The sequence below is a fragment of the Mycobacterium sp. NGS41 genome, from assembly GCF_059812725.1.
The window spans coordinates 79,767-100,435 of the sequence record NZ_JCALDF010000006.1 but is presented as its reverse complement, the minus strand read 5'-3'; the positions used below and the strand labels follow the sequence as shown (position 1 = coordinate 100,435).

General features: G+C 66.5%; 18 protein-coding genes. 5 read left to right on the top strand and 13 right to left on the bottom strand.

Annotation, left to right across the window (positions count from 1 at the left end; translation table 11 throughout):
- Positions 1 to 64 precede the first annotated feature (64 nt).
- Entirely contained in the window at positions 65 to 1,459 is a 1,395-nt protein-coding gene (locus tag AC5Y21_RS08220) for a cytochrome P450 (protein WP_499911168.1), read from the top strand.
- Positions 1,460 to 2,944: a flavin-containing monooxygenase gene (locus AC5Y21_RS08215; RefSeq protein WP_499911166.1), complete on the top strand. Its 1,485-nt coding sequence runs from the start codon at positions 1,460 to 1,462 to the stop codon at positions 2,942 to 2,944.
- 209 nt (positions 2,945 to 3,153) lie between these two features.
- Here the strand turns inward: AC5Y21_RS08215 and AC5Y21_RS08210 are convergent, their stop codons facing one another.
- Positions 3,154 to 4,773 (bottom strand): GMC oxidoreductase, encoded by a 1,620-nt coding sequence (locus AC5Y21_RS08210; RefSeq protein ID WP_499911165.1) that lies wholly within the window; start codon positions 4,771 to 4,773, stop codon positions 3,154 to 3,156.
- Between the two features lie 330 nt (positions 4,774 to 5,103).
- Here AC5Y21_RS08210 and AC5Y21_RS08205 point away from each other — a divergent pair, with 330 nt between their 5' ends.
- On the top strand, positions 5,104 to 6,162 hold the full coding sequence (locus AC5Y21_RS08205) for an alkane 1-monooxygenase (protein ID WP_499911163.1): 1,059 nt from the start codon (positions 5,104 to 5,106) through the stop codon (positions 6,160 to 6,162).
- A gap of 48 nt (positions 6,163 to 6,210) precedes the next feature.
- Positions 6,211 to 6,777 (top strand): pyridoxamine 5'-phosphate oxidase family protein, encoded by a 567-nt coding sequence (locus tag AC5Y21_RS08200; protein ID WP_499911161.1) that lies wholly within the window; start codon positions 6,211 to 6,213, stop codon positions 6,775 to 6,777.
- A gap of 90 nt (positions 6,778 to 6,867) precedes the next feature.
- Here the strand turns inward: AC5Y21_RS08200 and metK are convergent, their stop codons facing one another.
- From metK to mihF, 5 genes are all read right to left on the bottom strand, one after another.
- Positions 6,868 to 8,079, bottom strand: a complete 1,212-nt coding sequence (metK, locus tag AC5Y21_RS08195) for a methionine adenosyltransferase (protein WP_499911158.1) — start codon at positions 8,077 to 8,079, stop codon at positions 6,868 to 6,870.
- A 94-nt stretch (positions 8,080 to 8,173) separates the two neighbouring features.
- A complete protein-coding gene (gene coaBC, locus AC5Y21_RS08190; RefSeq protein WP_499911157.1) occupies positions 8,174 to 9,439 on the bottom strand; it encodes a bifunctional phosphopantothenoylcysteine decarboxylase/phosphopantothenate--cysteine ligase CoaBC in 1,266 nt (421 codons plus the stop codon).
- Between the two features lie 16 nt (positions 9,440 to 9,455).
- Positions 9,456 to 9,788 (bottom strand): DNA-directed RNA polymerase subunit omega, encoded by a 333-nt coding sequence (gene rpoZ / locus AC5Y21_RS08185; RefSeq protein ID WP_499911155.1) that lies wholly within the window; start codon positions 9,786 to 9,788, stop codon positions 9,456 to 9,458.
- Positions 9,789 to 9,831: 43 nt separating this feature from the next.
- Positions 9,832 to 10,482: a guanylate kinase gene (gene gmk, locus AC5Y21_RS08180; RefSeq protein ID WP_499911154.1), complete on the bottom strand. Its 651-nt coding sequence runs from the start codon at positions 10,480 to 10,482 to the stop codon at positions 9,832 to 9,834.
- 72 nt (positions 10,483 to 10,554) lie between these two features.
- Positions 10,555 to 10,872 carry an integration host factor, actinobacterial type gene (gene mihF / locus AC5Y21_RS08175; RefSeq protein WP_003407240.1) on the bottom strand — a complete coding sequence of 106 codons (318 nt, stop codon included), beginning with the start codon at positions 10,870 to 10,872 and terminating at the stop codon, positions 10,555 to 10,557.
- 431 nt (positions 10,873 to 11,303) lie between these two features.
- On the opposite strand from mihF, the gene AC5Y21_RS08170 reads away from it, so the two are divergent.
- Positions 11,304 to 11,726: a TOBE domain-containing protein gene (locus AC5Y21_RS08170; protein ID WP_499911115.1), complete on the top strand. Its 423-nt coding sequence runs from the start codon at positions 11,304 to 11,306 to the stop codon at positions 11,724 to 11,726.
- Between the two features lie 71 nt (positions 11,727 to 11,797).
- On the opposite strand, the gene pyrF is transcribed toward AC5Y21_RS08170, so the two are convergent.
- The 7 genes from pyrF to pyrR all read right to left on the bottom strand — a co-directional run bounded on the left by pyrF (position 11,798) and on the right by pyrR (position 20,632).
- Positions 11,798 to 12,619, bottom strand: coding sequence for an orotidine-5'-phosphate decarboxylase (gene pyrF, locus AC5Y21_RS08165; protein WP_499911112.1), 822 nt, complete (start codon positions 12,617 to 12,619; stop codon positions 11,798 to 11,800).
- Complete coding sequence (carB, locus tag AC5Y21_RS08160; protein ID WP_499911111.1) at positions 12,616 to 15,978, bottom strand: carbamoyl-phosphate synthase large subunit; 3,363 nt, start codon at positions 15,976 to 15,978, stop codon at positions 12,616 to 12,618. Before carB ends, pyrF begins: the two co-directional genes overlap by 4 nt.
- A gap of 105 nt (positions 15,979 to 16,083) precedes the next feature.
- Entirely contained in the window at positions 16,084 to 17,211 is a 1,128-nt protein-coding gene (gene carA, locus AC5Y21_RS08155; protein WP_499911109.1) for a glutamine-hydrolyzing carbamoyl-phosphate synthase small subunit, read from the bottom strand.
- Entirely contained in the window at positions 17,204 to 17,821 is a 618-nt protein-coding gene (locus tag AC5Y21_RS08150) for a PH-like domain-containing protein (protein ID WP_499911107.1), read from the bottom strand. The genes carA and AC5Y21_RS08150 overlap by 8 nt, the downstream gene beginning before the upstream one ends.
- Positions 17,818 to 19,110, bottom strand: a complete 1,293-nt coding sequence (locus tag AC5Y21_RS08145) for a dihydroorotase (RefSeq protein ID WP_499911105.1) — start codon at positions 19,108 to 19,110, stop codon at positions 17,818 to 17,820. The genes AC5Y21_RS08150 and AC5Y21_RS08145 overlap by 4 nt, the downstream gene beginning before the upstream one ends.
- A complete protein-coding gene (locus AC5Y21_RS08140) occupies positions 19,107 to 20,066 on the bottom strand; it encodes an aspartate carbamoyltransferase catalytic subunit (RefSeq protein WP_499911355.1) in 960 nt (319 codons plus the stop codon). Before AC5Y21_RS08140 ends, AC5Y21_RS08145 begins: the two co-directional genes overlap by 4 nt.
- The gene (gene pyrR / locus AC5Y21_RS08135) at positions 20,063 to 20,632 is read right to left on the bottom strand and encodes a bifunctional pyr operon transcriptional regulator/uracil phosphoribosyltransferase PyrR (protein WP_499911103.1); all 570 of its coding nucleotides are present in this window, start codon (positions 20,630 to 20,632) and stop codon (positions 20,063 to 20,065) included. The genes AC5Y21_RS08140 and pyrR overlap by 4 nt, the downstream gene beginning before the upstream one ends.
- Positions 20,633 to 20,669: the final 37 nt, after the last annotated feature.

Below are 20,669 nucleotides of genomic sequence, written 5' to 3'. Positions count from 1 at the left end.
AATTCCCAACTCTGTGTCCGATACTCTCATTACCCCGCGCAGTCGTCATCCATACAGTGGAGTAATGGCCACCGTGACCGCCGGGCGGCCGCGCAGCGGACCCGCCAGACGGCTGAACACCTGGACGATGACGCGCGAGGCCATCACCATCGGATTCGACGTGAGCGATGGCTTCGTGGGCCGGTTGAACGACAGCGACATCTTCCGATTTCGTTGTGCTGGACGGCGTTTCGTCTCCATCAAGCATCCCGACTACGTCGATCACGTGCTACACGAAGCGCGCCTGCGCTACGTCAAGTCCGACGAATACGAGCCCATCCGGGCCGCGGCGGGCATCAACCTGCTCACCGACGAAGGCGATTCCTGGGCCAGCCACCGCGGGGCGCTGAACCCGACATTCGCCCGGCGCCACCTCAATGGTCTCGTCGATTTGATGATCGAACCGATCGCCGACGTCATCGACACGCTGAGAACCGATCAGTTCGACATCCACGAGACGATGGTGGAGTCGACTCTCCGTGTGGTCGCCAATGCCCTGTTCAGCCAGGACTTCGGGCCGCTGGTGCAGAGCATGAGCGACCTGGCGACCCGGGGGCTGCGGCGTGCCGAGAAGTTCGAGCGGCTCGGGCTGTGGGGCCTGATGCCGCGTCCGGTCTACGACGCGCTGAACTGGTGTGTCTATTCCGGTGTCCACCTGCCGCCGCCGCTGCGTGACGTCCAGGAAATCGTGTTGACGCTGGACCGGTCGGTCAACTCGGTGATCGACCAGCGCATGGCGCACCCAACCGACTCCGCCGACCTGCTCAACGTGTTGCTGCATGCCGACGGGGGAACCTGGCCCCGTCAGCGGGTCCGCGACGAAGCCCTCACCTTCATGCTCGCCGGACACGAAACCACCGCGAACGCCATGTCTTGGTTTTGGTACCTGATGGCCCTGCACCCCGAGGCCCGCGACCGGTTGCTCGCCGAGATCGACGACGTGCTCGGCACCCGCCGCCCCACCGCCGACGACCTGAGTCGGTTGCCATGGACCACCGCGTGCCTGCAGGAATCGCAGCGCTGCTTTTCGGCGGTGTGGCTCATCGCACGGCGGGCGATCGTGGACGACGTCATCGGCGGCACCGGCGGGGCTCACCACATTCGTCGCGGCACCACCGTCATCATCCCGATCCACCACATTCACCACGACCCCCGCTGGTGGCCCGAGCCGGAAACCTTCGATCCCAGCCGGTTTCTGGCCGTGGACCGCACCCGTCCGCGTTCGGCATACCTGCCGTTCGGCGGCGGCAGACGCATCTGCATCGGCCAGAGTTTCGCGTTGATGGAGATGGTCCTGATAGCCTCAATATTGAGTCAGCGCTTCATTTTTGACCTCGCCCCCGGCCATCGGGTCGAACCAGAGGCGACGCTGACCTTGCGGCCCAAGTGTGGCGTGCATGTCGTCGGAAGGAGACGTTGAATGAGTGCGCAGCCCGATCACCACGTACTGATCGTCGGCGCCGGATTCTCCGGAATCGGCTCCGCGATCCAGCTCGACCGGGCAGGATTCGACGATTTTCTGATAATCGAGGCTGGCGACGGAGTCGGCGGCACCTGGCACTGGAACACCTATCCCGGTATCGCCGTTGATATTCCGTCCTTTTCCTACCAGTTCTCCTTCGAGCAGAGCCCGGACTGGACGAGAACCTACGCGCCCGGCAACGAGCTCAAGGCATACGCCGAGCACTGTGTCGACAAGTACGGCCTGCGCTCCCGAATCCGGTTCAACACCAAGGTCATTTCCACCGAGTACGACGACGAGCACAGCCTCTGGCGCGTACAAACAGACCCCGGCGGCGAAATCACCGCGAGGTTCGTGATCAGCGCCAGCGGCGTCCTCACCGTGCCGAATCTGCCCGACATCGACGGGGTGGACTCTTTCGACGGCATCACCATGCACACCGCCCGCTGGGACCACAGCCAGGACCTGACCGGCAAGCGGGTAGCCATCATCGGCACCGGCGCTTCAGCCGTGCAGGTGATCCCCGAGATCGCACCGATTGTTTCCCACCTCAGCGTGTTTCAGCGCACACCGATCTGGTGCTTCCCCAAACTCGACGTCCCGCTGCCGACCGCGGCCCGCTGGGCGATGCGGATTCCCGGCGGCAAAGTCGTGCAACGGATCCTCAGCCAGGCTTTCGTCGAATTGACGTTCCCGATCTCCGCTCAGTACTTCACGGTGTTTCCGTTGGCCAAAAGGATGGCGGACGCGGGCCGCAGCTACCTGCGTCAGCAGGTAGAAGATCCGGAGGTGCGCGAGCAGCTCACCCCGCAATACGCGGTCGGCTGTAAACGGCCCGGCTTTCACAACGGCTACCTGGCAACGTTCAACCGCGACAACGTTCGTCTGGTCACCGAGCCGATCGACAAGATCACCCCCGGCGCGGTGGCAACCACCGACGGCGAAAACCACGAGATCGATGTGCTGATACTGGCGACCGGCTTCAAAGTGATGGACACCGATAATGTCCCGACCTACGCCGTCGCGGGCACCGGTGGCCGGTCCTTGAGCCGCTTCTGGGACGAGCATCGACTGCAGGCCTACGAGGGTGTCAGTGTTCCCGGGTTCCCCAACATGTTCACCGTGTTCGGCCCGTATGGGTACGTGGGGTCGTCGTACTTCGCGCTCATCGAGACGCAGACCCACCACATCGTGCGCTGCCTGAAGCGGGCTCGGCGTAACGGCGCCACTCGGGTCGAGGTGACCGAAGAGGCCAACGCGCGATACTTCGCCGAGATGATGCGCAAACGGCACCGGCAGATCTTCTGGCAGGACAGTTGCCGGCTGGCCAACAGCTACTACTTCGACAAGAACGGCGACGTCCCCCTCCGCCCGACCACGACGGTGGAAGCCTACTGGCGCAGCCGGCGTTTCGATCTCGACGACTACCGGTTCACCGGGTAACGCGAAGCCAGCGCGATCAGCTCAGCGCGCCGCAGGCGGGGCGGATTCGCAGATGCTGCGCGAGCAGCGTGAAGCTAGGGCGTTCGGTGCGAAGCTAAGGCGTCGATCCGGCGCGAGTTTGTACCCAGACTGCACGCGCAAAGCCAAGAATTCACACCCAAAGCCAACGATTCACCCGCAAAGCCAAGGATTCACAGCCAAAGCCGAGATCACTTGCGACCCTGCAGGATCGCTTCGATATTGCGTTCCGCCAGCGCGGTGATGGTCATGAAGGGGTTACAGCCGAGGTAGCCGGGCAGCAGTGACGCATCGTTGACATAAAGCTTGTCATACCCTTTGACCCTGCCGTAGCCATCGGTGGCCATGCCCCGAACAACCCCACCCATCGGATGAACAGTGTTGGGCGCGAACGCCTGTCCCTCGAATAAGTCGTCGCGATAGTCCACGCCGTTGGCGTGCGTCACCTTGTCGAAAACCAGCTGTGCTTTCGCGCGCAGCTGATCGGTGTGGCCCGCCGACCAGTCGATGGCGATCGAATCCTTGGCCCGGTCGTAGCTGATGTCAGCGCGATCGCCGGTCCGCACCATCACGTAATAGCCCAACGCGTAGGTCTCGACCGGAAGCGGAAGCGAGAACATGCTGGCGTATACGGGATTATCCGGATCGTCTCGGCCGTCGAGGTTGATCATGCCCATCAAGGACTGCTGAGTACCCGCGGGATCGCCGGGCTGCAGCATGTGAGACACCATGATGTCGCCGTTGTTCCCGTATCCACGACCGATCTCTTGGCTCAAGTCGGGCAGCGACCCCGTCTCGCGAGCCCGCAGCAGGAGTTCATTGGTGCCGATTACCCCCGCACTGAGATACAGCTGATCACAGGCGATTTCGACGCGTGCAACCTCTTTGCCGAACCGGTCGATCTCACGGGTGGACAGCACGTACTCGCCGGAACGCTCGCGCCGGATGCCGATGACCTCGGTGAGCGGCTTCAGGGTGACCTTGCCGGTCGCCAGCGCGGCAGCGATATACGTCTGGTCGACGCTGCCGAACCTGCCGTAGTTGTTGCCATACTGTTGCTCAAAGTCCAGAGCCGAACGTGGAACCTGGCCCGCCTCTTCTTTTCTCATGTAGTCGAACGAGTAGGCGCTGCCGTTGTAGTCGACGCGGTAGCCGGCTGCGTCCGCGTACTGCCGCCCCACTCTCGCGTACTGGAACCAGGGTGTGCGCTCGAACCAATCCATGTCGCGATAGCTGATTCGCAGCATCGTCTTCGCGCGTTCGATGTACGTGCCCAGGAAAACGGCGGGGTCGATGTCGGGGAACGCCGCACGGACCTGGGCCGCGGTCGGAATCGCGGCAATTGCCGCGTTGACCATCGATCCCCCGCCGACTGCGGTTCCGCGAAACACCGTGTGCGCGCCGTGGACAACCTTTTCGCAGATCCCGGCCTGGACCGGCTGCGGCGACGGCGCGCGCTTGGCTACGTCCGCCATCGAAACGCCACGAAAGGACGGCACCAGGCTGGGCGGCACCGACGTGAACCAGCCAGCGCGGTTGTCCGCGGGCAACATTCGCGAGAAGCGTTTGCCGTCGGTGTCGGCGGTGCTCCACTGCCTGCCCTTTTCCAGAATCAGGGTGTCGATGCCGGCTTGGCCGAGCCGTAGCGCCGAAACGCCACCACCGTAGCCGCTGCCCACCACGATGGCCCGGTAGTGAGGCCGCAGGGCACCTGCGTCGCTGCGTCTTCCGAGTTCGACGGCCCCAGCACCCAGAGCACCCGCGGCAACTCCGGCGGCGACACCGAGAAAACGTCTGCGCGACAGAGTCATTCAGCGCCTCCACTAGTGCATCGGGCCCAGTCGGGTCCCTCGGGTCCAGTCGAGCCCACGGCCAAGCCCGCGCGTCCTCACAGCCCACCTAACCAACTGTGATTCATATAACTTCCATATAACGATACCATAAGTATGTGATAACTGCTACTTTGAATAAGCATGGCAGGTCGAACGGCGATATTTGGACTTCTTGAATGTTATTGGACACAAGTACCATTTATCAACGCTCGCGTAAGCGGCGGGCGGGAGCAGCCGTCGGCTGCTAGCTGGAGGCAACCCAAGAGGTACCTGTGGCTAATCGCGGCGGCCATCCCGACGCTTGTCTACGTGTCATGGTTCGGCGTATGGGCGACCGGCCTCGGCGTGTTCTGGTGGACGAGCCCCATCCTGGCGTTCGGGGTCATGCCGATTCTCGACCACGTGACCGGGCGCGACGCGAACGATCCGTCCGACGGTCTCGTCGCATGGCTGGAGAGCGACCCCTTCTACCGCTGGGTCACCTATCTCTACCTGCCCAACCAGTACCTGTCACTGATATTCGCCTGCTGGCTGTGGGCCGGCGGCGGCTGGGTGACAATGTCTTTCCCCGACAAGCTTGGCCTGATGGCAACAACCGGGCTGGTCGGTGGCCTCGCCATCAACGTCGCGCACGAACTGGGACACACGCGCGAACAACGTGAGAGACGGTTGAGCAAGGTCGCGCTGGCGCAGACCTGTTATGGGCATTTCTTTGTCGAGCACAACCGCGGCCACCATGTCCGGGTCGCTACCGCTGAGGACCCCGCGAGCGCGAGGTTCGGCGAAAGTCTCTACGCGTTCCTGCCACGGTCGGTCATCGGCGGCCTGCGCTCTGCCTGCAGCCTGGAAGCCACCCGGTTGTCCAGGATCGGCAAATCCCGCTGGTCACTGCGCAATGACGTGCTTAATGCCTGGCTCCTCACTTTCGGGCTGTTTACCGTACTTGCGGTATGGTTTCGCCCCGTAGTGCTGCCCTGGCTGATCGGGCAGGCGATTTTGGGCTTTTGCCTGCTGGAAACCGTCAACTACCTGGAGCATTACGGTCTGCGGCGGCAGAAGCTGCCCAACGGCCGCTACGAAAGGGTGCGACCCACGCACAGCTGGAACAGCAGCACGTGCATGGCCAACATCCTGCTCTTCCACCTGCAGCGGCATTCAGATCACCACGCCAATCCGTTGCGGAACTACCAGGTGCTGCGTCACGTCGACGAGGCACCCCAACTCCCGAGCGGCTACAGCGCGATGCTGCTGCTAGCGCTGTTCCCCCCGCTGTGGCGCCGGGTGATGAACCCGCGTGTCATCGACTTCTACGACGGCGACGTCAGATTGGCCGCACTCAAGCCCGGCGACATTCTGCTCCCGGGTTAGGCTGGCAGTCGATTCTGGACTTGGAGTGCGCTTGGAAAGGACACCTCGATGGCGAAGGAGTTTTCGCATATCGACGGGTCGCTCCGAGCGTTCATGCAGAGCCAGGCCATGTTCTTCGTCGCCACCGCCCCGTCGGTAGGCGGCCGAATCAACTTGTCGCCCAAGGGTTACCGCGACACATTCGCAGTGCTCGACGACCACACGGTGGCTTATCTGGACCTGTTCGGCAGCGGCACTGAGACGATCGCGCACCTACGCGACAACGGCCGCATCACCATCATGTTCTGCTCGTTCACCCGCAACTCGCGGATCTTGCGGCTGTTCGGCACTGAGCGGGTCGTCCGTCCGGATGATAGCGAATTCGATACGCTGCGAACGCATTTCGGGGACACGCATCCGGGTCTGCGGGCCGCCGTCGTCGTCGATGTGGAGCGAATCGCCGACGCCTGCGGCTACGCGGTGCCTTACTACGAGCTCATCGACGAGCGGCCGGTGCTCGACGCGCATCACGCGAAGGCGCCTGAGGAAACCTACGTTCGGACGCGCACCCGCAACCAGCACAGCATCGACGGGCTGCCCGCGCTGGACCCCGACCACCCGTTGCCGCCCCGGTAGCGCACAGCCCCGGCCCCACTCGCCGAGCGTGACAGTGCAGTCACAGTGAGCGCCGAACGTGACTGCAGCGTCACGTTCGAGGGCCTACGCCTAGATGGCGCGCTTGAGGTCGTCGACCTTGTTGAGCTGCTCCCACGGCAGTTCGATATCGGTGCGGCCGAAATGACCGTAGGCGGCGGTCTGCGCGTAGATCGGGCGCAGCAGGTCCAGGTCGCGGATGATCGCACCGGGCCGCAGGTCGAACACCTCGGGCACGATCTTCTCGATCTTGACCGGGTCGACGATCGCGGTGCCGAACGTCTCGATGAACAGCCCCACCGGGGCGGCCTTGCCGATGGCGTAGGCCACCTGCACCTCGACGCGCTCCGCCAGGCCGGCGGCAACGATGTTCTTTGCCACCCAGCGCATCGCGTAGGCCGCCGAACGGTCCACCTTGGACGGATCCTTGCCGGAGAAGGCGCCGCCGCCGTGGCGGGCCCAGCCGCCGTAGGTGTCGACGATGATCTTGCGGCCGGTCAGGCCCGCGTCGCCCATGGGGCCGCCGAGGACGAACTTGCCGGTCGGGTTGACCAGCCCCCGGGTCGCCGACGAGTCGAGGGTCTCGTGGGCCAGCTCGTCGAGCACGGTCTTGAGCACGTGCTTGCGGATGTCGGGGTCCAGCGTCTTCTCCAGGTCGATGCCGTCGGCGTGCTGGGTGGAGACGACCACGGTGTCCAGCCGCACCGGGACGTCGTCCTCGTAGGCGATGGTGACCTGCGTCTTGCCGTCGGGCCGCAGGTAGGGCAGCGTCCCGTTCTTGCGGACCTCGGTCAGCCGCCGCGACAGCCGGTGGGCCAGGGCGATGGGAAGCGGCATCAGCTCCGGGGTGTCGTTGATCGCGTAGCCGAACATCAGGCCCTGGTCGCCGGCGCCCTGGGAGTCCAGCGGGTCCGCGGCGCCCTCGACGCGTGCCTCGTGCGCGGTGTCCACGCCCTGGGCGATGTCGGGCGACTGCGCGCCAATGCCGATGTTCACCCCGCACGACGCCCCATCGAAACCCTTGTCGGACGAGTCGTAGCCGATCTCGAGGATTCGCTCGCGGACGGTGTTGCTGATGTCGGCGAACGCCGTCTTGGCCGTCGTCGTCACCTCACCCACCACATGCACCTGCCCGGTGGTCACCAGCGTCTCGACCGCGACACGTGAGTGGGGGTCCTCCGCCAGCAGCGCATCGAGGACGGAGTCGCTGATCGCGTCACAGATCTTGTCGGGATGGCCCTCGGTCACCGACTCACTGGTAAACAGCCGACCCTTCTCGCTCACCCTGTCATCCTTCCGTCCTGCGTAAACTTAGTTAGGCAAATTATTTTAATGGCCGCTGCTCGAACCGGCCAAGCCGGGCGTCCTGACTAGGGCGTTATCCGGTTTCGCTTTGCAGAAATGCAACGATCGCGTCAACGATACGGCTGGCCATCAGCGTCTTCGAGCCGTGCTGCAGCGCCGACTCGGTACCGTCGGACGCCAGCAGCCAGCCGTCGTTACTGTCCACCTCGAAGGCCCTGCCCTCGCCCACGGCGTTGACCACCAACAGGTCGCAGCCCTTGCGGCGCAGCTTTTGCCGGGCGTGGAAGAGCACGTCGCCATTGGCGTCGCCGGTCTCGGCGGCAAACCCCACGATGGCCCGCATATTGGGCAGCTCTCCGTGAGTACGCGCCCGCACCGCGCCGGCCAGCACGTCGTCGTTGCGCACGAGTTCGATCGTCGGCGCTTCGTCCTGACTGTCCGGGCGTTTCTTGATCTTCGCGGCGGCCACCTGCGAGGGCCGGAAGTCGGCGACCGCCGCGGCCATCACCAGCACGTCCGCTTCGGGAGCGTGCTTGGACACCGCGTCGCCGAGTTGTTCCGCCGAGCTGATGTGCACCACGTGGACACCAGCAGGGTCGATGAGCCCCGCGGTGTGCCCGGCGATCAGCGTGACCTCAGCGCCCCGCTGGGCGGCGACCCTGGCGACCGCATAACCCTGCTTTCCGGAGCTGCGGTTACCGATGAAGCGCACCGGATCGATGGGTTCGCGGGTGCCGCCGGCGGTCACCAGGACGCGGCGGCCGGCGAGGTCATACGGCAGGGCGTCATGGCGCTCCAGCAGCAGATGGGCCAGGGTGGTGATCTCCTCGGCCTCGGGCAGGCGGCCCGCGCCGCTGTCGGTGCCGGTGAGCCGGCCCCATGCGGGTTCCAGCACCACCGCGCCGCGGCGGCGCAGCGTGGCCACGTTGTCGACGGTGGCCGGGTGCAACCACATCTCGGTGTGCATGGCCGGCGCGAACAGCACCGGGCACCGGGCCGTGAGCAGCGTCGCGGTCAGCAGATCGTCGGCACGGCCAGCTACCGCGCGGGCCAGCAGGTCGGCCGTCGCCGGCGCCACCACCACCAGGTCGGCCTGCTTGCCGAGCTGAACGTGGGGTACCTCGGGAACGTCGTCGAAGACGTCGGTGTGGACCGACTGACCGGAAAGGGCCTCAAAGGTGGCGGCCCCGACGAAGCGCAAGGCCGATTCGGTGGGGATGACCCGGACCAGATGACCGGCCTCGGCGAGCTGACGGACGACGGTGCACGCCTTGTATGCGGCGATGCCTCCGGAGACGCCGACGATGACTTTTTTCGCGACCCGATCGCGGTTGTCCACGCCCGGCCCTGCCCTGTTACTCGCCCTCGGTGTGCTCGAGCAGGTCGGCGTGGATCTCGCGCAACGCGATGGACAGCGGCTTTTCCTGCAGTCCGGGCTCGACCAACGGGCCAACGTATTCGAGGATGCCCTCACCGAGTTGGTTGTAGTAGTCGTTGATCTGCCTGGCCCGCTTCGCCGCGTAGATCACCAGCGCATACTTGCTGGAAACCCGGTCCAGCAGCTCGTCGATGGGCGGGTTGGTGATGCCCAGGGGGGTGTCGTAGGCGCCTTGACCACCCGCGGACGGGTCGAACTGATCCACGGCAGCGACGGCGGCCAGCGACGTGTCGGACTGGGGAATACTCACGTAGTCAATCTCCTGGGATGGCGTAAAAGCGGTTTGAAAGCGGCTAAGAACTCGGGTCCGGCGCGGTTCCCACCAGCAAGGATACCAATTCGGCGCACGCAGACTCCAATCGACTGTTCACGACGACCTCGTCGAAGTCGCCTTGAGCAGCCAATTCGGTGCGCGCAGTGTCGAGGCGGCGCCGGATCACCTCCGGTGTCTCGGTACCCCGGCCGGTTAGCCGCGACTCCAAGTCCTCCCAGCTGGGCGGCGCGAGAAACACGGCGACCGCTTCCGGCATCGCTTGCTTGATCGCCCGCGCCCCGGCCAGGTCCACCTCGATGAGCACCGGGACACCCGCCGCCGTGGCGTCGCGCACCGGCTGGGCCAGGGTGCCCGATCGGTGCAGTCCGCGGTGTATCTCGGCCCACTCCAAGAGCGCGCCCTGGTCGATCAGCTGCTGGAACCGGGCCGGACTGACGAAGTGGTAATCGACGCCGTCGACCTCGCCCGGCCGCGGTGCCCGTGTCGTGGCCGAGACACTGAAATGCAGGTTCGGGATCCGCTCCCGCAGACACTTGACCACGGTCGACTTGCCGACCGCGGAGGGACCGGACAGCACGACCACGCGTCCTGGTGGTGGCGACCCGCTTCGCCCGGCTGCGCCGCGCTCGCGATCGCCACGTGCTGATTCCGGTCCCCCGCGGGCGCTCACCGGCGCTCCCGGCCGCGTCTGATTGCCGGCCTCCACCTCAGGCCTGCCGGCCTGCATCGTCGGCCGGCGGGGTTAGGCGGAGCCGAACTTTTCCAGCAGTGCCTTGCGCTGACGATCGCCCAGGCCACGCAGTCGGCGGGTCGGCGCGATCTCCAGCTCGGTCATGATTTCTTGCGCCTTGACCTTGCCCACCTTCGGCAACGCCTCGAGCAGCGCAGACACCTTCATCTTGCCCAAGACTTCGTCGCTCTCGGCATCCTTGAGCACCTGCGTGAGGTTAGTGCCGCCGCGCTTCAGCCGATCCTTGAGCTCAGCTCGAGCTCGACGTGCGGCAGCAGCCTTCTCCAACGCGGCCGCCCGCTGCTCGTCGGTCAACTGGGGAAGAGCCACGATTCCTCCGTCTCTCATCGATAACAATCGATCTTTTCTTGTCTCAGCCGGGTACTCCAGCCAGCGGGAACGACCGTACTCAGGCTCCCTGACGAAATCTAACCCGCCCCCCTGGTTGAGGGCATAAAACGCCCAGCGTGGGCACGGCACGCGCGACGGACAGCGGCCCTCCTCGGGCCGCTGAAAGCCGCTGCACGCGGCGTCGATGCCGCAGCCGCATTCCCTCGCGACAGGCTCGCACACGCCTCCTACCAGCGGTTTTAGGCCGCAGGCCAGCTGGCCATACGCAACCGGCAAGCCACCGCGCCGCCAGCCTGCGGGCGGCGATAATCCCCCAGTGCCAAGAATCACGGATTGTCGTGGCGTGTCGCGCGTGTCGCGGTGCGCGTAAGGCGACGCCGGCCGCGCGCCCGGCGAGCTACGATCATCCGGTGCCGAACCTGCGGATACGTCAGGCGGCCGAGTTGCTGGGGGTCAGCGACGACACCGTTCGGCGATGGATCAACAACGGCACGTTGGCGGTCAGTCTCGACTCATCCGGCCGCAAGGTCATCGCCAGCGAGGAACTGGCCCAGTTCTCGCATACCAACGCGCCGGCACCGCCGCCCAACCCCTTGGGCGTCGGCAGCTCGGCCCGCAACCGATTCGTCGGCCTGGTCACCAAGGTCGTCAGCGACAAGGTGATGACCCAGGTCGAGATGCAGTGTGGCCCCTTCACCGTGGTTTCTCTGATGAGCACCGCGGCCGCCCAGGAGCTGAACCTGCGGCCGGGGAGCGTGGCCGTGGCCGTCGTCAAGGCCACCACAGTGATCGTGGAGACCGCGGAGTCAGGCGAAGCTTCAGCTCCGGAATGAGCTAACCAGCGCGAACAGACGCAAAAGCCCCTTCTTTCGGCACGAAACGGGGCCTTTCGCGTCTGCTCGCGCTACTTGGCGAGGTAGGCGACGGCGTCCAGCATCCGTTCACCGGCGGTCCGCAGCTCCGCCACGTCGGGGCCGGCCCGCAAAACCTCCCGCGCCACCGCCGGCAACAACTCACCCGGCGCGGCCCCACCGAGGCCGCGCAGCGCCTCCGGTCGCCCGCCCTGGGCGCCCACGCCCGGCACCAGCACCGGTCCGCCCAGCGCGCTGAGATCGGGCGCTTGCAGGGTCGTCGCGCCGACGACGACGCCGACGGATCCCGGCTCCGGCCCCATCGACGCATTGGCCGCCGCGACGTGGTCGACGATCAGCTGGGCCACCGTGCGGCCATCGGCATCGGCGCGCTGAACGGTCGAGCCCTCCGGGTTGGAGGTTGCCGCCAGGACGAACACCCCGCGGTCATGGGCCGCGGCGACCTCCAGCAACGGCCGTAACGAGCCGAACCCCAGATAGGGCGAAGCCGTCACCGCGTCGACGGCCAGGGGCGAGTCGCCGGCCCAGGCCGCGGCGTATGCCGCCATCGTCGTCCCGATGTCGCCGCGCTTGGCGTCGGCCAGCACCAGCACCCCTGCCTCGCGCAACGCGGCAATGGTGCGCTCCAGCACCGCGTACCCGGCCGCGCCGTAAGCCTCGAAGAACGCCACCTGCGGCTTGACCACGGCGAAACCGGCGAACGCCGCTACGCAGGTCTCGCAGAATGCGGCCAGCCCGTCGGCGGTGGTCGGCATGTCCCAGGCCCGCAACAGCTCGGGGTGCGGGTCGATACCCAGGCACAGCGGGCCTCGGCTCGCCTTGGCCTCGGCCAGCCGGGCACCGAAGCCGGTCACTTGCCGGCGCCTCCTGCGCCAATGCTGCGGTGCAGCTCTTGCAGCGACCGCACTCCGATGTCGCCGCGAATGCCGGCCTCGATGCCCTGTACGGCCGCGGAGGCGCCCTGAACCGTTGTGACGCAGGGAATGTTGACGGCCACCGCCGCCGACCGGATTTCGTAGCCGTCGATACGCGGACCGGAGTTGCCGTAGGGCGTGTTGATCACCATGTCGACCTCACCGGCCTTGATGGCGTCGACGGCAGACGCGGCGGGTCGGCCCGGTTGTGGCTCCTCGAAATGCTTGCGCACTACGTCGCAGGGAATTCCATTGCGGCGCAACATCTCTGCTGTGCCTTCGGTGGCAAGGACACGAAAGCCCAAGTCGGCCAACCGCTTGACCGGAAACACCAGCGAACGCTTGTCCCGGTTGGCGACGGACACGAACACGGTGCCGCGGGCCGGCAGCGATCCATAGGCGGCGGTCTGACTCTTGGCGAAGGCGCTGCCGAAGTCGCGGTCGATCCCCATGACTTCGCCGGTCGATTTCATCTCCGGGCCAAGCAGAGAGTCGATGGCCGCTCCGTCCGCGCGGCGGAATCGGTGAAACGGCAACACTGCCTCTTTGACGGCAATGGGTGCGTCCTCGGCCGCATTGGCACCGTCTCCGCAAGGCGCCAGCAGTCGCTCGTCGCGAAGCTGAGAAATGCTGGCCCCCAGCATGATCCGGGCACATGCCTTGGCCAGCGGGATCGCGGTGGCCTTGGATACGAAAGGGACGGTACGGCTCGCTCTTGGATTCGCCTCCAGCACGTAGACCACGTCGTCCTTGAGGGCGTATTGCACATTGATCAGCCCGATCACGCCGATGCCATGGGCGATGGCCTCGGTGGCACGGCGTACCTTCTCGATGTCGCTGCGGCCCAAGGTCACCGGCGGCAGCGCACACGCCGAGTCGCCGGAGTGGATGCCGGCCTCCTCGATGTGCTCCATGATGCCGCCGATATAGACCTCGGTGCCGTCGCACAGCGCGTCGACGTCGATCTCCACCGCGTCCTCGAGGAAGCGGTCGACGAGCACCGGATGCTCGGGAGACAACTCGGTGGCGCGGGTGATGTACCCCCTCAGCGTCTCCTCGTCGTAGACGATCTCCATGCCGCGACCACCCAGCACATAGGACGGCCGCACCAGCACCGGATAGCCGATGTCCGCGGCGATCCGCCTAGCTTGATCGAAAGTGGTTGCGGTGCCGTACTTGGGAGCCGGCAAACCCGCGGCGTTCAGCACGTCGCCGAACGCGCCGCGGTCCTCCGCCAGGTCGATCGCCTCCGGCGGGGTGCCGACAATCGGAATTCCGGCGTCGGCGAGCTGTTGCGCCAGCCCGAGCGGGGTTTGGCCGCCAAGCTGGACGATCACGCCGACGACACCGGGCCCGCCGGCGCCGGATTGCGCTTCGGCGCGGTACACCTCGAGGACGTCCTCGAAGGTCAGCGGCTCGAAATACAGCCGGTCGGCGGTGTCGTAGTCCGTGGAAACCGTCTCCGGGTTGCAGTTGACCATCACCGTCTCGAAACCGGCCTGCGACAACGTGGTTGCCGCGTGCACACAGCTGTAGTCGAACTCGATACCCTGGCCGATGCGGTTGGGCCCCGAACCCAGGATCAGCACCTTTGGCTTCTCGGTCTGCGCAGCCACCTCGGTCTCCGCGGCGGGGTCGAGCTCATAGCTGCTGTAGTGGTAAGGGGTTTTGGCTTCGAACTCCGCCGCGCAGGTGTCGACGGTCTTGTACACGGGGTGAATGCCCAGCCGCTCGCGCAACGACCGCACCCCGTCTTCTCCGGCCAATTCCGGTCGCAGCGCGGCGATCTGACGATCCGACAGCCCGCTGTGCTTGGCACGCCGGAGCATGTCGCCATCAAGGACGGGCGCGTCGACCAGCTCAGCGCGCAGCACCACCAGCTCGCCGATCTGCGCGACGAACCACGGGTCGACACCGGTGGTCTCGGCGACCTGATCGATCGAGGCGCCCAGCCGCAGCGCCAGTTCGATGTCGTAGAGCCGGTCTTCGGTCGGGGTCTGCAGCCGGGTCAGCACCTCGTTCAGATCCGCTTCCGAGCCTTCGGCGTCGGGCGCCGTCCAGAACCCGCTACGAGGGGTTTCCAGGGACCGCATCACCTTGCCGAGGGCTTCGATAAAGTTGCGGCCCAACGACATTGCCTCGCCGACGGATTTCATCGTGGTGGTCAGGGTGGGATCGGCACCGCGGAATTTCTCGAACGCGAAGCGCGGCGCCTTGACCACGACGTAGTCCAGCGTGGGCTCGAAGCAGGCCGGGGTTTCCTTGGTGATGTCGTTGACGATCTCGTCCAGGGTGTAGCCGATGGCCAGCTTGGCCGCGATCTTGGCGATCGGGAAGCCGGTGGCCTTGGACGCCAGTGCGCTGGACCGCGACACCCGCGGGTTCATCTCGACCACGATCAGCCGCCCGTCGCGCGGGTTGACCGCGAACTGGATGTTGCAGCCGCCGGTGTCGACGCCGACCTCGCGCAGGATCGCGATGCCCAGGTCGCGCATCCGCTGGTATTCGCGGTCGGTCAGGGTCATGGCCGGTGCGACGGTGACCGAGTCGCCGGTGTGCACTCCCATCGGGTCGACGTTCTCGATCGAGCACACCACCACCACGTTGTCGTGGCCGTCGCGCATCAGCTCGAGCTCGAATTCCTTCCAGCCGTAGATCGATTCCTCGATCAGCACGTTGGCACTGGGCGAGGCGGCCAGCCCCGCGCCGGCCATCCGGTCGACCTCCTCGACCGATCGCGCCATGCCCGAGCCCAGCCCGCCCATGGTGAAACTGGGCCGCACCACGACGGGCAGGCCCACTTCTTCGACTGTCTCCCGGACCTCGTCCATGGTGAAACACACGCGGCTGCGGGCGGATTCGCCGCCCACCTTGGCGACGATGTCCTTGAACCGCTGGCGGTCCTCGCCGCGCTGGATGGCGTCGAAGTCGGCGCCGATGAGCTCCACCCCGTAACGCTCCAGCGCCCCGTTCTCATAGAGCGCCACCGCCGTGTTGAGCGCGGTCTGCCCCCCCAGAGTGGCCAGCAGCGCGTCGATCTTGTTGCCGCGCTGGGCCTGCTGCGCGATCACCCGCTCGACGAACGTCGGGGTGATGGGCTCGACGTAGGTGAAGTCGGCGTACTCGGGGTCGGTCATGATCGTGGCCGGGTTGGAATTGACCAGGCTGACCTGCAACCCCTCGGCCCGCAACACCCGGCAGGCCTGGGTGCCGGAGTAGTCGAACTCGCAGGCCTGTCCGATGACGATCGGCCCCGAGCCGATCACCAGGACGTGGTTGAGGTCAGTCCGCCGCGGCACTAGCGGTCCCCTTTCTCGGCGCGAGCGTGCGCAGATGTACAGCATTTGCGGCGTGTCGGCGTACAACCACGCACGCTCGCGGAAAGGACGGCGGTGTCATCGGTGTCATCGGTGAGCCGCCATCAGGTCGACGAATTGGTCGAACAGGTACTCCGCGTCATGCGGGCCAGCGGCGGCCTCCGGGTGGTATTGGACCGAAAACGCCCGTCCGTCAACGAGTCTGACTCCCTCCACCACTCCGTCGTTGGCGCAGGTATGGCTGACGACGGCCGGGCCGAACGGCGTGTCGAAGGATTGGCCCGCCTCGCCTTCCAGTGCGAAGCCGTGGTTCTGCGCGGTCACCGCGACCCGCCGGGTGGCGTGGTCGATGACCGGGATGTTGATCCCGCGGTGACCGAACACCATCTTGTAGGTCGACAGGCCAAGCGCCCGCCCCAGAATCTGGTTGCCGAAACAGATTCCGAACAACGGGATTCCGGCGTCCAGCACCGCGCGGGTGAGCGCCACGACGTGATCGGCGGTAGCCGGATCCCCGGGGCCGTTGGACAAGAACACGCCGTCCGGCTTGATGTCGGCGATCTGCTCGAAGGTGGCCGACGCCGGCAGCACGTGGCTGCGGATGCCCCGCCGGGCGAAGTTGCGCGGCGTGTTGGTCTTGATGCCCAAATCCAGCGCGGCCACGGTGAACCTGGCCAGCCCCGGCGCCCCTTCGGGCCCCACCACATAGGTCTCCGGAGTGCTGACCTCGCCGGCGAGATCGGCACCCAGCATCGGCTTCTGGGCCCGCACCCGCTCGACAAGCTCACCCGAGTCGGCGAGCGCGGCACCGGAGAACAGCCCCGCCTTCATCGAGCCGCGGCTGCGCAGATGGCGCACCACGGCCCGGGTGTCGATGCCTGCGATCCCGACGATGTGCTGGCGGATCAGCTCCTCCTCGAGCGTGCCGGTGGCACGCCAGTTGGACGGACGCGGTGACGGGTCGCGTACCGCGTATCCGGCGACCCAGATTTTGTCGCCGCGGCTCTCGGCGTCCTCGCCGTTCCAGCCGGTGTTGCCGATCTGCGGCGCGGTGGACACCACGATCTGGCGGTGATAGCTGGGATCGGTCAGCGTCTCCTGATAGCCCGACATGCCGGTGCTGAACACCGCTTCGCCCAACGTTTGGCCGATGTCCCCGAACGGCCGTCCGGTGAAGACGCGCCCGTCCTCGAGTATCAACTGGGCTTTACTCATGGCGCCGCTCCTCCTCATCGCTTCGCTCTGCATCGTCGCGGCGCGACTCATGGCGCCGCTCCTCCTCATCGCTTCGCACTGCATCGTCGCGGCGCGACCCACGCCGCCGCTCCTCCTGCCGGCCGTCCAACCAGTCGGCGTAGTCGTCACGGCTCCTTGCGCGAAAGCCGGTGTCCATCTCCACGCCCGACGGCAGTCGCCAGCGAATGGCCAAGATCGCGTTGCGAGGACCAACCCTGCCGACAATGCCGCGTTCGGTGCGGATTGCCGAAATCGCTTCGCCCGCGATCCAAATCGGACGGGCGCCGATGCGTTCAATCAGAATGCCTTCGGGGTGGCGGCTCATCACCGCCTTGCAGCGGTACCCCAGATCGCCGACGGCGACGCGGTCGTGCCAGTTCGGCGCCAGAGTGCAGCCGCAATAATGGCCGCGGGTGGTGACCGTCGCCGGTCCGACCTCGCCGGGCAGTTCGGGCAGGGCGCCGATCAGCTCCGCCTGGCGCTGCGCGCGATTGCGCCAGCCACGCATCATCAGCTGGATCACGAAGGCGATCACCACCACCAGTACCGCGGCGAAAATCAGTGACCCGACCAGCGTGCCCGAATTCATGCCGGACTCTTCCCGTCCCGGGCGGTGACCTTCCCGCGCAGCAGGGTGGCGGTGACGGTCGCGGGCAACGTCATCGCCTCGTACGGCGTGTTGGCTGACCGGCTGGCCAGGTCAGCTCCGGCGATGGTCCAGCTGGCGTCGGGGTCGACCACGGTGAGGTTGGCCGGCTCCCCCACCTCCAGCGGCCGGCCGTGGTCGGGCAATCCGACAATGCGTGCGGGATTCTCACTCATCACCCGGGCGACATCGCGCCACGACAACAGGCCGGGCTGCACCATCGTCTGCACCACCACCGACAGCGCCGTCTGCAACCCCAGCATGCCGGGACGCGCCGCGGAGAACTCGACACATTTCTCGTGCTCGGCGTGCGGAGCGTGGTCGGTGGCGACACAGTCGATGACGCCCTCGGCCAGCGCCTGTCGCAGCGCTACCGCATCGGCCGCCTCGCGCAGCGGCGGGTTGACCCGATTCACGCCGTCGTAGCTGGCTAGTCTGCCGTCGTCGAGCAGTAGGTGGTGCGGCGTCACCTCGGCTGTGATCGAAATTCCTTGCTGCTTAGCCCATTTCAGTATCTCGACGGTGCCTGCTGTGGACGCGTGGCAGATGTGTACCCGGGCGCCGGCGTCGCGGGCCAACAGAGCGTCGCGGGCGACAATCGCTTCCTCGGCGGCGCGGGGCCATCCGGACAGCCCCAGCCTGGCGGCCGTGGGTCCCTCGTGTGCGACGGCGCCGACCGTCAGCCTGGGCTCCTCGGCGTGCTGAGCGACCAACACCCCGAGGCCGGTTGCGTACTCCAGGGCGCGGCGCATCACCTGCGGGTCGTGCACGCAGATGCCGTCGTCGGAGAACATGCGCACCTGAGCGGCACCGGCCGCCATCATGCCCATCTCGGTGAGCACCTCGCCGGCGAGGCCGACGGTGACCGCGCCGACGGGATGCACGTCGACCAGGCCGACTTGCTGGCCGCGGTGCCAGACGTGGTCGGTGACCACCGGGCTGTCCGCAACCGGGTTGGTGTTGGCCATCGCGAACACCGCGGTGTAGCCGCCGAGAGCTGCTGCGGCCGAACCGGTTTCGATGTCTTCGGCGTATTCGCGGCCGGGCTCGCGCAGGTGGGTATGCAAGTCGACCAAGCCGGGTAGCAGTACGTGACCGGTGGCGTCGATGACGTCGGCCGTTTCCGGGATATCACGCCCTGCGGCGATTTCAGCGATCTGGCCGTCATCGACCAGCACGTCGACCCGGTCACCCTCGCCATAGAGCCGCACACCGCGGATCAAGACCTTCATGCTGCGGCCTCCTCCGCTCCGACCAGCACGTGGAACAGCACCGCCATCCGCACATGCACACCATTGGAAACCTGTTGCAGCACAGCTGATTGCGATGAATCAGCCACCGAAGACGAGATCTCCATGCCACGCACCATCGGCCCGGGGTGCAGCACCGCTGCATGGCCGGGCAGCATCGCCTGGCGCCGCTCGGAGAGCCCGTACCGAACCGAATACTCGCGCACCGACGGGAAGAAGCCGCCGTTCATCCGCTCGGCCTGCACCCGCAACATCAGCACCGCGTCGGCGGCGGGCAGCTCCGCGTCGAAGTCGTAGGAGACGGTCACCGGCCAGCCGTCCACCCCGACCGGCAGCAAGGTGGGCGGCGCCACCAGCACCACCTCCGCACCCAACGTGTGCAGCAGCATGACGTTGGAACGGGCGACCCGGCTGTGCAGGATGTCGCCGACGATCACGATGCGCCGACCCTCGATGCCGCCGAGGCGCTGGCGGATGGTCAGCGCATCGAGCAGCGCCTGGGTCGGATGCTCATGGGTGCCGTCGCCGGCGTTGATCACCGACGGGCCGGACCCATCGGCGGTCGTTGCCGTCGAAGTCCATTCGGCCAGCAGATGCGCCGCGCCGGAGGCCGGATGCCGGATGACCAGCGCGTCGGCGCCGGCCGCGCGCAGAGTCAGCGCGGTGTCGCGCAGCGACTCCCCCTTGCCCACCGACGATCCGGTGGAGCTGACGTTGATCACGTCGGCGCTCATCCACTTGCCGGCCACCTCGAACGACACCCGGGTGCGGGTCGAGTTCTCGTAGAACATCGTGACCACGGTCCGTCCGCGCAATGTCGGCAGCTTTTTGATCTCGCGACCGACCAGCGCCTGCGCGAACCTGTCGGCGTCGTCGAGGATCGCCGTGGCGTCATCGCGGCTCAGGTCGCCGGCGGCCAGCAGATGGCGGCTCATCAGGCACCGTCCCGGGAAATCACCACGCCGTCGCGGCCGTCGTGTTCGCTGAGCAGCACGTGCACACTCTCGCTGCGCGAGGTCGGCACGTTCTTGCCGACGTAGTCGGCACGTATCGGCAGCTCGCGGTGGCCGCGGTCAACCAGCACCGCCAGTTGCACCACCCGCGGCCGCCCCACATCGCGCAGCGCGTCTAGGGCGGAGCGCACCGAGCGCCCGGAGTACAGCACGTCGTCGACGAAGACCACCAGGGCGTCGTCGACGCCGCCGGCCGGGATCGCGGTGGCCTCCAGCGGCCGAGGCGGCTTGCTCCGCAGGTCGTCGCGGTACAGGGTGATGTCGAGCGCGCCGTGGCCGACGTCGACGCCGCTGAATTCGCGGATATTGGCGGCCAGGCGCCCGGCCAGGATGACACCGCGGGTCGGGATGCCCAGCAGCACTACCCGTGGCGCGTCGGGCCCATCCAGCGCGGTCTTTTCGATGATCTGATGCGCAATACGGGAAATGGTTCGACCGACGTCGGCCGCTGACATCAATTCTCGGGATTCCCTGCCGGAAGCAGCACCCATACGAGACCTTGACCTCCTTCTCCGCCTCTCCGGACGG